Source organism: Caballeronia sp. GAWG2-1, assembly GCF_023631405.1.
GTDB lineage: Bacteria > Pseudomonadota > Gammaproteobacteria > Burkholderiales > Burkholderiaceae > Caballeronia.
The window spans coordinates 321,285-333,318 of the sequence record NZ_JALQDD010000013.1; the positions used below are offsets into that span (position 1 = coordinate 321,285).

Consider the following 12,034-nt stretch of genomic DNA (forward strand, 5'->3'; position numbering starts at 1 on the left):
ACTGGAGACGCAAGGGTTTGCGCTCACCGGTTGGTTGGGCAAAAAAAACGGCCCAGCGGGTTGCACCCGACTGGACCATTCGCACTACCCGAACAACCGTCCTGCTAATCCGCCTTCTTCGCGTTCTTGAGCTTCGCATCCGCAGCCGCTTCGTTCGCTTCCGACTGCGCTTCGGTTTTCTTCTTGTCGGCCTTGGCCTGAGCGACGGCCGCGTCCTTATTGGCCTCGGCCTGCTTTTTCGATGCCTTCTTGTCCGCGCTGCTCGGCTGCTGATCGCTCGTCGTCTGCGCGAAGGAAACCACTGAGACGCTCGCAAGCGTCCCGGCAATCACGGCGGCCAACACTGCATTCTTCGATCGAGTCATGGTGTGTCCTCCCTTTCTCAAGCCTCATGAAGCGCGCGCCACGGCACTGCGGCGCGCGTCCAACGCATCGAAATCAATGCTGCAAGCCCGTGTCCTTCGGCGTGTTGGATTCCGTCGCGTTCAACTCATCCTTGGCGGCGTCCTTATCCGCCTTGCGATTGATCTTCGCGTTACGCACCTGCTCCTTGTACTGCGCCTTCGCCTGCTTGTTCGCGGCCTTCAGGTCGGCTTGCGAAGCCTTCTTCGATGCCTTGTACTCAGCGTTCGCCTCGGCGTTCGCGTTGCGGCGCTGGACCAGCGGATCGGTCGGCGCGGGCGCGACGAGATTTTGCGGCGCAGGTGTCGCCGGTTGTGCCGGCACGGCGTCCGTGGTTTGGGCGAAAGCGCCCGAAGCGACGGTCAGGGCGGCGAATGCGGTGCCGATCATCAGATTTCGAGTCTTAATCATGAGCGAGGTCCTCTCTTGGTTTAAGCGTCGGCGGCCATGAACTGCGATGACGCACGACTTTTGTCGATTGGAAAGATGACCGAAGCTGTATCGATCAAACTATCGGACTCGGCGATGCGCGTCCAAGTTCGACGAACCGAGTCGTTGTTACCGACCGTTTCATCTGGCTACAATTGCCATCGCGCCTGCTTTCAATACGATGACAGCGCGCGCCGAAGTCCGTCATGCACCAGCACGGCGCGTGCCCAGCTATTCGAGGGCGGCCACTGGTTTATCATTGACGCCTTCGCCCCGAATTCATCTCGAATCCACCTCGAATCAACCCGAGTAATCTCCGCGCCCGCCATGCCACCGCTTCAATTCACCCTTACGGGCGACTACGTCGAACTTCATAACCTGCTTAAGCTGATGGGGCTCGCCGACAGCGGCGGCTCCGCGAAAGCGCGCGTTGCCATGGGCGATGTCCGCGTCGACGGCAAAGTCGAGATGCGCAAGACCTGCAAGATTCGCGCGGGTCAGGTCGTCGCGCTCGATGGTCAGAAGATCCAAGTCCGCGCGCCGGAATAAACCGTCGCCACGAATGGCCGCTCAAGACATGCAATCCCATTTCACGCGCGCGGCGGCGCATCCGCCGAGTTTTTCGCGCCATGCCGTCGATACGGCGCGGCTCGCGGCGCCGCTCGCCATCGCGCAACTCTCGCAAATGGCGATGGGCGTCACCGACACCATCCTGCTCGGCTCGTTAGGCCCCGATGCGCTCGCCGCCGGCGGCCTGGGCGCGAACGTGTTCTTCGTGATCGTGACGCTGCTGCAGGGCGTGCTTACGTCCGTCAGCGTATCGGTGGCGCATGCGCGTGGCGCGAACGCCGAACATCAGGTGCCGGGCATCTACTGGACGGGGCTCGTGTTGTCGGTGCTGCTTGCGGTGCCCGCGTTCGTGCTCCTGAGCTACGCCGAGCCGATTCTCCTCGCGTTCCATGAACCGGCTACGCTCGCCCGGAATGTCGGTGAGTATTGCGCCGTGCTGCGCTGGGGCACGCCGGGCAGCCTCATCGGCATTGGATTGATGCGCGCGTTTCTGCCGGCTATCGGCGCGGCACGCAGGCTTTTGTGGGTGTCGATCGGCGGTGTGTTCGTCAACGGTTTCCTCAACTACGGGCTGATTCACGGCGCCTGGGGCCTGCCGCGCGAAGGGTTTCTCGGCTCGGCTGCGGCGACCACGATCACCATTTGGGGCATTGCGCTCGCGCTCGTCGCGCTGTTGCATCTGCGGCCGCGCTATCGTCATTTCGTCGTCGCGGCGCGTCCGCGCATGCCGCTCATGGGCGAACTCTTCGGCATCGGCTGGCCGGTCGCCATCACGTATGGCGTCGAATCCACGCTGTTTCTCGCCACCGGCCTCATGGTCGGCTTGCTTGGCGAAGCGCCGCTCGCCGCGCACCAAATCGCGATCAACGTGGCGTCGGTGGCCTTCATGGTGCCGCTTGCCATCGGACAGGCGGCGAACGTGCGCGTGAGCTATTGGGTCGGCGCGGGCGTGCCGCTCGCGGCGCGTCATGCGGGCTTCGTCGCGCTCGCGCTCGGCGTCGGCTTCATGGTGCTGTCGGGACTCGTGCTGATTACCGTGCCGCGCGCGATCGTCGGGCTGTATCTGCATCTCGGCGATCCGAAAAACGCGCAGACGGTTGCGCTCGCGGCCTCGCTGCTGGGTGTCGCCGCCGTGTTCCAGATCGTCGATGGCATGCAGACGGTCGGTTCCGGCTGCCTACGCGGCCTCAAGGACACTCGCGTGCCGATGCTCGCCGCCGCGTTCGGTTACTGGGGCGTCGGTTTTCCGACGGGTTATGTGCTCGCGTTCCACTTCGAACTGGGCGCGAAGGGCTTGTGGTGGGGCCTCGCGGCGGGGCTTGCGAGCGTCGCCATGCTGATGACGCTGCGTTTTCATCGAATCAGCCGGCGGATGGTCGAGACGGGAAGCGTGAAGGTTGCGGATGGCGCGACCGCGCCGGTTCACGGCCCGATGTGAGCGCGTAGTTCGAGCAAATAAGCATCACAACCGCTTTCCCACATACAAAGCACGAATCCTTGGTTGGCCAGACCAGCAGGCATTGTTAGGATGAACCCGTCTCCTCCTTGAGACTCCAGTGACAGGGGTTCAAGCCCGCTCCACCCGAGCGGGCTTTTTTTCTTCCGCGCTCCGGCGCCGATACGCGGGTCGCGTACTGCCTTTCCGGGCGAATCGTCCAATTTCCCATAGAATATTTCGACCAGCACCGGCGAGAACGGGAATTGCTAAGTCGCGAAACCGAGCATCGGCATCGTCATGAATGCCGGGCCGTATCGAGACCACGAAAAAGAGGAATGACAGTGTCGCGAAACCGGGGAATGGATGAAGCTGCCATCGGTGCAAGTGCAAGTGCAAGTGCGAGTGCAAATGCAAGAACGAGCAGCATGAGGAAGATTTCGAGTCGCACCGCGCGCCTCTTCGCAACGCTTGCACTAACGGCACTTTGCGCCGCTTGCGCGACACGCCCGCCCGCCACGGCGTTCGATCGCCCGGTGAGCCAGGCATTGCCGGCCAGCGAAAGCACGCCGCTCGGCGACGCGCTCGCGCCGCTCGAACGCAAGCACCCGGACCAGTCCGCCGTGCGTCTCCTGCCAAGCGGCACGGAAGCGCTGCAGGCGCGCATTGCGCTCGCGCGCGCGGCGACGAAAACGCTCGACATGCAGTACTACATCGCCGAGGAAGACAACACCGGCAAGCTGCTGCTCGCCGCCGCGCTCTACGTGGCGGACCACGGCGTGCGCGTGCGCATGCTCGTCGACGACCTGAACTTCAAGGACATCGACCGCATCATGGCGGCGCTGAACACGCATCAGAACATCGAGATTCGCGTGTTCAACCCATACGGCAGCGCGCGCGAGAGCTTCACCGAACGCACGCAGAACTTCTTCTCCAATGTCGATGGCTTCACGCGCCGCATGCATAACAAGGCGATGATCGCGGATAACCAGATCGCCATCGTCGGCGGCCGCAATCTCGGCGACGAATACTTCAGCGCGAGTCCGACGCTGCAGTTCCGCGATCTCGATGTCTTCACCGCCGGACCCATCGCGCAAAAAGTCTCCGCGAGTTTCGACGACTACTGGAACAGCGCGCTGTCGTATCCGCTGCGCGTGTTGAACAAGCAGAAATTCGACGCGTCCGAGCTAGACAAGACGCGCGACGATCTGCGCGCACACTGGCGCGCGCAAGCCGAACCGCTCAATGCCAAGCCGCTGAACGCGACGCCGCTCGCGCAGCAGATCGCGCAGGAAGATCTGGAACTCGTGTGGGCAGAGACCGAGTTCTGGGCCGATTCGCCGTCGAAGATCGAGAACCCGAGCGAGGACTACAAGAGTCCGCCGATGGCGCGTCTCGCCGACCTGCTGAAGAGCGCGCAAAGCGAATTCCTGATTCTGTCGCCCTACTTCGTGCCGCACGATGCAGGCGTGAAGGCGCTCGCCGATGTCACGCGGCGCCACGTGCGCGTCGCCGTGCTGACCAACTCCCTCGCCGCCACCGATGCCGTCGCGGTCCAGGCGGGCTACGCGCCGTATCGCATTCCTCTGCTGCAAAACGGCGTGGAACTGTACGAATTCAAGCCGATTCAGATCCAGGGCGAAGGCCGTCCGCGCGCCGGGCTGTTCGGCTCGCAATCGCGCGCGAGCCTGCATGCAAAGGCGTATGTCATCGATCGGAGTATCCTCGTGATCGGCTCGATGAATCTCGATCCGCGCTCGGCGCTGCTCAACACCGAACTCGCGCTCGTGATCCACAGCCAGCCTATCGCCGATCAGACCGCGAAGCTGTTCGATCGAGGCATCTCGCCCGAGGTGAGCTATCGCGTGGAACTGGCGAGCGCGGCGGTGATGGCGAGTCTGCAGCGCACCGGTTCGCCGCAATCCGGCCTCGTCTGGACGACGAAGGGCAAGGACGGCATGGTCACCTATAACTTCGATCCCGAAGCGGGCTTGTATCGAAACGTGATGACGGGCCTCTTCATGCTGCTGCCAGTCGACAAGCAGTTATGAAGCGGGCGGCTCGCATCGGCACCGAATCTGACTCTCGTAAGGAGCTTCAAGCAATGACACAGAACGCAAAGGGCGATGTACGCATGGAGAAGGACACGTTCGGCGAGATTGCCGTGCCGAACGACAAGCTTTGGGGCGCGCAAACGCAGCGCTCCTTGCAGAACTTCAAGATATCGACTGAAAAGCAGTCGCCCGAGCTGATCACGGCGCTCGCTATCGTCAAGCACGCAGCCGCCGACGTGAACGAAGAGCTGAAGGTGCTCGACGCCAAGAAAGCCAAGGCGATCAAGGAAGCCGCGCAGGAGATCATCGACGGCAAGCATCCGGACGAGTTTCCGCTCGCCGTGTGGCAGACGGGCTCCGGCACGCAGACCAACATGAATCTCAACGAGGTGATCGCGAATCGCGCAAGCGAGCTGCTCGGCGGTGAGCGCGGCGAAGAGCGCCTCGTGCATCCGAACGACGACGTGAATCGCGGACAGTCGTCCAACGACGTATTTCCGACGGCCATGCATGTCGCCGCCGCATTTGCCATCGTCAAGCATCTCGTGCCGGCGCTCAAGACGCTGCGGGACACGCTCGACAAAAAATCGAAGGCCTTCGCGGATATCGTGAAAATTGGCCGCACGCACTTGCAGGACGCAACGCCGCTCACGCTCGGCCAGGAATTCTCAGGCTATGTCGCGCAACTCGATCAGGGCATTCGTCACGTCGAGGCAACCCTGCCGCATCTGTATCAGCTCGCGCAAGGCGGCACGGCCGTCGGCACGGGGCTCAATGCGCATCCGCAGTTCGCGGTGAAAGTCGCGGCGGCCATCGGCAAGCTGACCGGCCTGCCGTTCGAAACCGCGCCCAACAAATTCGAAGTGATGGCCGCCGCCGACGCGCTCGTCGCCGCGCACGGCGCGTTGAAGACGGTCGCCGCCGGGCTCATGAAGATTGCCAACGACATCCGCTGGCTCGCGAGCGGTCCGCGCTGCGGCCTGGGCGAACTTTCGATTCCGGAAAACGAGCCGGGTAGCTCGATCATGCCGGGCAAGGTCAATCCCACGCAGTCCGAAGCCGTGACCATGCTCTGTTGTCAGGTTTTCGGCAACGACGTGGCGGTGAACTTCGGCGGCGCGAGCGGCAACTTCGAACTGAACGTGTTCCGGCCGATGATCGCGCATAACGTGCTGCAATCCGTGCGTCTGCTCGCGGATGGCGCGCTCAGTTTCAACGACAACTGCGCGGTCGGTATCGAGCCGAACGAGAAGCGTATCGAGAGTCTCCTGAACGAATCGCTGATGCTCGTGACGGCGCTCAATCCGCATATCGGCTACGACAAAGCCGCGCAGATCGCAAAGAAGGCGCACAAGGAAGGCACGACGCTGAAGGAATCGGCGTTGGCGCTCGGACACGTGACCGAGCAGCAGTTCGATGAATGGGTCAAGCCGCAGGACATGGTCGGCAACAAGTAGCTTGTCGATCGATCACGAAGCCCGCGTGCGCATGCGCGGGCTTCACCGGTCAATGCGCTTCAAACCTTCCCCGCCGCGACCTCTTCCGGCTTCAGTTCGACGATAGCGTCGAGCGCATCTTTCACGTCCATCGCGTAGCGCGCGAGACGCTTCTCTTCGTCCGATTCCGGCACGAACGCGGGCACGGGCGTTGGTTGACCTTTTTCATCGACGGCGACGAAGACCATCAGGCAATCGGTGGTCTGTTCGAGCTCGCCGACTTTCGGATCGCCCGCGTGCACGGAGATGTGGATATGCATGCTGGTGCGCCCGGTCGCCACCACGCGCGCGCGTAGTTCCACGAGATTGCCGACGAGAATCGGCCTGCGAAAGCGGATATTGCCGACGCTCACCGTCACGGCATACCGCCCGGACCACATCGCCGCGCATGCGTACGCGGTTTCGTCGATCCACTTCATCAACGCGCCGCCGTGCACCTTGCCGCCGAAGTTCACCGAAGTCGGTTCGGCGAGAAAACGAAACGTGGTTTCGGCGCGGCCCGCGCGAAGGGCGCCGGGTTCGGCGGGAGCGAAAGTGGAAATGGGCGTATTCATGGGCGTTCCGTTTTATCGAAGTTGCACGCGCTCTTCAAGGCGCATACGCCCAATTAATAGGGTCGGCAAAAAGCTCGGCTAATTGTGCACGGTCACGCCTTCGTCGATGGTGCCGTACATCGTGATGCTGCCGCCGCCCGCGCCCGCCGAAGAAGGCCCGCCCGCGCATCCGGCGACAAGCGCGATCAACCCGGCGACGACGGTGACTGTGATGAATCTGATCATGCGAACTCCTTGCTGCCGCGAATACCGATACGAAGGGCCATTCTAGCGCCGGCTGCGGATGCATCGACGTTTCACCGGGCAGTGAAACATCGCGTGCGATTGCGCGCTAGAGTATCTGAAACGGTTCCGGAGAAGCGCCATGAACTCAAGCCCCGAAGACTCTCGTTCCCGCCACTTTCCCGGCCTTTCGCGCATTGGGGCGTTGCTCGCCGATCCGGGCCGCGCGGCCATGCTTTGGTCGCTGATGGACGGCACCGCGCGCCCCGCCGGCGAACTCACGATGATCGCGGGACTCTCGCCTTCGGCGGCGAGCGGACATCTCGCGCGTCTGACCGAAGGCGGGTTGCTGGCGCTGGAAGTGAGCGGGCGGCATCGCTATTACCGGATCGCGACCGCCGATATCGCCGCCGCGATCGAAGCGCTCGCCAATCTCGCGCGCGCGAGCGCGCCGGAGCGCGAGCCGCAGCGGCCGCCGAGCGCGGTGCCACTCGACATGCGCTACGCGCGCACGTGCTACGACCATCTGGCGGGCGAACTGGCGGTGCGTGTCTTCGATACGATGATCGCTCGCGACTGGCTCGCCGCAGACGGCGCCACCGAACTCGAAGCCACGAAAGACGGCGCGCAGGCCTTCGCGCAACTGGGTATCGACCTGACGGCACAGCGGGCGCGCCGCAGACGTTTTGCGTGTACGTGCATCGACTGGAGCGAGCGGCGGCCGCACTTAGGCGGCGCGCTTGGCGCGGCGTTTCTCGACGCTTGCGAAGCGCATGGCTGGATCGAACCGACATCGAAGCGCCGTGTGCTGCGCGTAACGCCCTCAGGACAGCAACACTTCCGGCAATTTCTGTCGATGCGCTGAGCCAAACAAAAACGCACGGTTTTGAGCCGTGCGTCTTTGCGTCCTGCATGAGAAAGCGATAATCAAACCGCCATCGGCGCCTTCAAAGCTTCATGGTGTTTATAACCTTCGAGCGCAAAGTCTTTCGGCTCGATTTGTTCCAGCCATTCCGGTTCATAGCGTTTCGTGACAGCGTAATCCGGCACGCGATCCGAAATGATGAGCTGCGGACTCGGAAAAGGCTCGCGCTTCAATTGCTCGTTCAGCATATCGAGTTGATTCTCGTAAATATGCGCGTCACCGATAAAATACGTGAACCAGCGCGGCTTGAAACCGGTCAGCCGTCCGACGAGATGCAGCAGCGCCGCGCCTTCGGTCAGATTGAACGGCGTGCCGAGCCCGACATCGTTACTGCGGATATAAAGACACAGCGAAATCTCGCGCGTCGTTACGTTCGGGATGAATTGATACAGCAGATGACACGCGGGCAAAGCAATCTCGTCGAGCTTGGCCGGATTCCACGCATGAAAAAGAATGCGCCGGTCGGTGGGACGCTCGATGATCGTATCGAGACATTGCCTCAACTGGTCGATCGCCTTATACAGCAGCACCTGCTCGCGGCCGTTTTCGACGAAGCTCGTCACCAGTTGGTAGCCGCGATTGGTGGCGTCGGCGATTTGGTCGCCCGCGCAGGCATCCACGAGCTTGTAGGCGGGCCATTTACGCCATTGCACGCCATACACGTCGCCGAGATCGTCCTCGCCCTGGCGATACGGATTCTCGAGCCACTGCGGATTTTCATTGGCGTTCGCGTCCCAGACCTTGCAACCGAGCGCGCGGAAGTCAGCGGCGCTCTTCGAGGCGCGCAGAAAGCCGACCATTTCGCCGATCGCCGACTTGAACGCGAGCTTCTTCGTCGTAACGGCAGGAAAGCCTTGTTGCAAGTCGAAGCGCAACATCGCGCCCGGAATGCCGATGGTGCGGATGCCCGTGCGGTTTTCCTGCCACGTGCCGGTATCGAGAATCGTCTGGACGAGCTCGAGATACTGTTTCATTCGATGATCCTTGGAGGCGCGACGCGCCTGAGCGAATGCCGGCGCAAAGAAGCAATTTTACCAAGCGCAGCGCGCGGACGCTCTTCGTGACACAAAAGAAACGGGCGCTTGAAGCGCCCGTTCGAATGTCCTGCCAAGCCTGAGCCTTAGCCGCGCGTGGCGTGCTCCGGCGGCGCATCCACCTCGATATGGCGCATGCCATGCGCACTCAGCAACCGATACAGCGTGACGCGCGAGATGCCGAGTTCGTGCGCGGCATCGCCAAGACGCCCGCGATGACGCAGCAATGCGAGTTCGATGGCCTGACGCTCCGCCGCCTCGCGCGCTTGCGCAAGCGACACCGGCGCCACTTCGACGTATTCGCCCAATTCGAGATCGCGCGCGGTGATCTGCCGCCCTTCCGACATGACGATGGCACGCCGCACGCGGTTGATGAGTTCGCGCACGTTGCCCGGCCAGCCGTAGTTGTGGATCGCGGCGATGGCGCACGGCGAAAAGCCGCGCAGACGCCGGCTTGCGTCCTTCTTGAAGCGATCGAGCATGTGCTTCGCGAGCAATTCGATGTCTTTACCGCGCGCACGCAGCGGCGGCTCGTCGATCTGCAACACGCACAGGCGGTGATACAAGTCGGCGCGAAAACGCCCTTCGATCATCGCGGTTTGCATATCGACGTGAGTCGCCGAGATGATGCGGACATCGACGGGCGTTGAACCGTGACCGCCCAGACGCTCCACCTTGCGCTCCTGCAGGAAGCGCAATAGGCTGGCCTGGCTTTCGAGCGGCAGATCGCCGATTTCATCGAGGAACAGCGTGCCGCCGTTGGCCGCTTCAACGCGCCCGATCTTGCGCTGATTTGCGCCCGTGAATGCACCGCGCTCGTAGCCGAACAGCTCCGATTGCAGGAGATGCGCCGGAATCGCGCCGCAGTTGATGGCCACAAACGGTTGATCGCGACGCGCGGAGCGCTCGTGAATGGCAACCGCCGTCAGTTCCTTGCCTGTGCCCGATTCGCCCGAGATGAAAACGGGCGCGTCCGTCATGGCGACTTTGCGAATGGAGCGAAACAGCGCCAGCATGGCGTCGCACGATCCGACCATTTCGCCTTCGGCGCGGCCTTCGCTGCGCGAATCGTTCGATGCCGCGTCATGCAGCGCGACCATGCCGTAGGCGTGTCCCACGGAATCGACGATGCGATCGTTCGAAGTCGGCATCGTGACGTAGTCGAAACAATAGTCGCGAATCAGCCGGCGCACGGCGGCGTCTTCCAGTTGTCCGGAAACGGTGGCGGCGACCCAGCCGACGTTCGTCATGGTCAACGACGACTCGAACGCCGCCAATTCGTGAGACTCGAAGTGACTCGACAAGTCCAGCAGACCACCGATTGCCATATCGCTACGCAGGGCTTTCTTCGTGTCGCGCGCGCTCGCCACGATTTCGATCTGCCAGCCGCGTTCTTCGAAGCGCGCGCATAGCATCTCGCTGGGATCGCGAGTCACATAGATAAGTTGCCGCCGAGCGACGTCCATTATTCAGATCCTTTCTTCAACATTCGTTGAAAAGGTCGCGTAGTTCAGGCTCTCGCTGCATGCAGAAATCAATGTCCTCGCGCTGTGTGGCGAGCGGACTCGCGTTTCGATTCGTTGCCTCCGGGAACGACGCATCTGGCGCCGTGAACCCTTCCACGAATCCCTATTGACCGATTCTGCGCCATTTTCGAGAGACTACTATAACCCATAAACCCCGCAAACAAATATCGTCAAGGCCCATTGGACTGGTCACAAAACCCTGACAGGACGGGGCTGGCAAGAATTTCTCAATGAATTATTAAAAGCAAATGAGACGTTTTAATAAGACAAAATCTTATACCTGATTCACAGGAAATTCATGTTTTTCTCCCTTCGCGTTTCACGTGTGAAACGTTTTCGTCCCTTCGGCCACGATGATTTTCTGCCGTTTTCATCATGATCTTTGCACGGTAACGGATTGCGACTGTTGGCATGTATCTGGCTATATTCGACGCATGCGGACAGGTAAGAAATGCAAGCCGCATTTCGTTTCGTCAGCAGATTTTTAGCCTGGTCGCATCTCAACTCGATATACCAGCCGCCTGACTGTTTTATTCCCGAAACACTTCCGGGAATACTTACTCGGATATGTCGCCACGATGGCTTTCGATCATTCTTTACCGGATTGCGCGCCGACTTCCCGTTCGTCGGACGTCGAGGAGCGACGCGCCTTGTCGTGGACAAATGCGCGGGACGCAGCGAACACGAGCGACGCCGAATCGCACCAAGGGCAGTCTTCGAACTACGGCGTGAGCGTCACGCTATGGGACGAGTTCACTCCCGAGCGTCCGGGCTTCGATCGGACCAAAGGCTGAGTCGAGGCAAGACAGCGGCGGGCGTCGGTTAAAATCGCGGCACGGTCGCGCCTCCTGCGCGCCTCACTCCTGCACGACTTTCCGACTACATGACGACGCTGACCCTGATCGTCGCCCGCGCGCGCAATGGCGTGATCGGACGCGACAACGACCTGCCCTGGCGCCTCCCCGAGGATCTCGCTTTCTTCAAGCGCACGACGATGGGCGCGCCGATCATCATGGGACGCAAGACGCATGAATCGATCGGCCGGCCGCTGCCCGGGCGGCGGAATATCGTCGTGTCGCGCGACGCCACCCGTCGCTATACCGGCTGCGATACCGTCACGAGCTTGGCCGATGCGCTCTCGCTCGCCGCCGCCGATCACGCAAGCGAGGCCTTCGTGATCGGCGGCGCGCAGTTGTACGGCGACGCCATCGCGCAGGCGGACAAGTTGATCGTCACCGAGATCGATGCCGATTTCGAAGGCAACACGCATTTTCCGGCGCCGGACGCCGCGCACTGGCAGGAAGTCGCGCGCGATCCGCGGCGCGCCGCGCCGCCGAACGCGTTCGACTTCGCGTTCGTCACGTATCGACGCCGGGCGGACGCATGA

General features: G+C 61.9%; 13 protein-coding genes. 7 read left to right on the forward strand and 6 right to left on the reverse strand.

Features of this window, described 5'->3' with window-relative positions:
- Positions 1-104: 104 nt before the first annotated feature.
- A complete protein-coding gene (locus NCR98_RS09845; protein WP_244825855.1) occupies positions 105-365 on the reverse strand; it encodes a hypothetical protein in 261 nt (86 codons plus the stop codon).
- Between the two features lie 73 nt (positions 366-438).
- Positions 439-813, reverse strand: a complete 375-nt coding sequence (locus NCR98_RS09850) for a hypothetical protein (RefSeq protein WP_250526079.1) — start codon at positions 811-813, stop codon at positions 439-441.
- 345 nt (positions 814-1,158) lie between these two features.
- Here NCR98_RS09850 and NCR98_RS09855 point away from each other — a divergent pair, with 345 nt between their 5' ends.
- The 4 genes from NCR98_RS09855 (at position 1,159) to fumC (ending at position 6,347) form a co-directional block, all read left to right on the forward strand.
- Positions 1,159-1,380: an RNA-binding S4 domain-containing protein gene (locus tag NCR98_RS09855; RefSeq protein WP_244825859.1), complete on the forward strand. Its 222-nt coding sequence runs from the start codon at positions 1,159-1,161 to the stop codon at positions 1,378-1,380.
- Between the two features lie 28 nt (positions 1,381-1,408).
- Positions 1,409-2,839 carry an MATE family efflux transporter gene (locus tag NCR98_RS09860; protein ID WP_250526080.1) on the forward strand — a complete coding sequence of 477 codons (1,431 nt, stop codon included), beginning with the start codon at positions 1,409-1,411 and terminating at the stop codon, positions 2,837-2,839.
- A gap of 425 nt (positions 2,840-3,264) precedes the next feature.
- Positions 3,265-4,887, forward strand: coding sequence for a phospholipase D family protein (locus NCR98_RS09865; RefSeq protein WP_250526081.1), 1,623 nt, complete (start codon positions 3,265-3,267; stop codon positions 4,885-4,887).
- Positions 4,888-4,940: 53 nt separating this feature from the next.
- Positions 4,941-6,347, forward strand: a complete 1,407-nt coding sequence (fumC, locus tag NCR98_RS09870; protein ID WP_250492618.1) for a class II fumarate hydratase — start codon at positions 4,941-4,943, stop codon at positions 6,345-6,347.
- A gap of 59 nt (positions 6,348-6,406) precedes the next feature.
- Here fumC and NCR98_RS09875 read toward each other — a convergent pair whose 3' ends face one another.
- Positions 6,407-6,940 carry an acyl-CoA thioesterase gene (locus NCR98_RS09875; RefSeq protein WP_250465286.1) on the reverse strand — a complete coding sequence of 178 codons (534 nt, stop codon included), beginning with the start codon at positions 6,938-6,940 and terminating at the stop codon, positions 6,407-6,409.
- 78 nt (positions 6,941-7,018) lie between these two features.
- Positions 7,019-7,165, reverse strand: coding sequence for a hypothetical protein (locus tag NCR98_RS09880; protein ID WP_244825866.1), 147 nt, complete (start codon positions 7,163-7,165; stop codon positions 7,019-7,021).
- Positions 7,166-7,304: 139 nt separating this feature from the next.
- On the opposite strand from NCR98_RS09880, the gene NCR98_RS09885 reads away from it, so the two are divergent.
- Positions 7,305-8,027 (forward strand): ArsR/SmtB family transcription factor, encoded by a 723-nt coding sequence (locus NCR98_RS09885; RefSeq protein ID WP_250526082.1) that lies wholly within the window; start codon positions 7,305-7,307, stop codon positions 8,025-8,027.
- Positions 8,028-8,089: 62 nt separating this feature from the next.
- Here the strand turns inward: NCR98_RS09885 and NCR98_RS09890 are convergent, their stop codons facing one another.
- A complete protein-coding gene (locus NCR98_RS09890; RefSeq protein ID WP_244825868.1) occupies positions 8,090-9,061 on the reverse strand; it encodes a thymidylate synthase in 972 nt (323 codons plus the stop codon).
- 146 nt (positions 9,062-9,207) lie between these two features.
- Positions 9,208-10,587 (reverse strand): sigma-54 dependent transcriptional regulator, encoded by a 1,380-nt coding sequence (locus NCR98_RS09895; RefSeq protein WP_244825869.1) that lies wholly within the window; start codon positions 10,585-10,587, stop codon positions 9,208-9,210.
- Positions 10,588-11,297: 710 nt separating this feature from the next.
- Here NCR98_RS09895 and NCR98_RS09900 point away from each other — a divergent pair.
- Both NCR98_RS09900 and NCR98_RS09905 read left to right on the forward strand, forming a co-directional pair.
- The gene (locus NCR98_RS09900) at positions 11,298-11,441 is read left to right on the forward strand and encodes a hypothetical protein (RefSeq protein WP_250509324.1); all 144 of its coding nucleotides are present in this window, start codon (positions 11,298-11,300) and stop codon (positions 11,439-11,441) included.
- An 89-nt stretch (positions 11,442-11,530) separates the two neighbouring features.
- Entirely contained in the window at positions 11,531-12,034 is a 504-nt protein-coding gene (locus NCR98_RS09905; RefSeq protein ID WP_250509325.1) for a dihydrofolate reductase, read from the forward strand.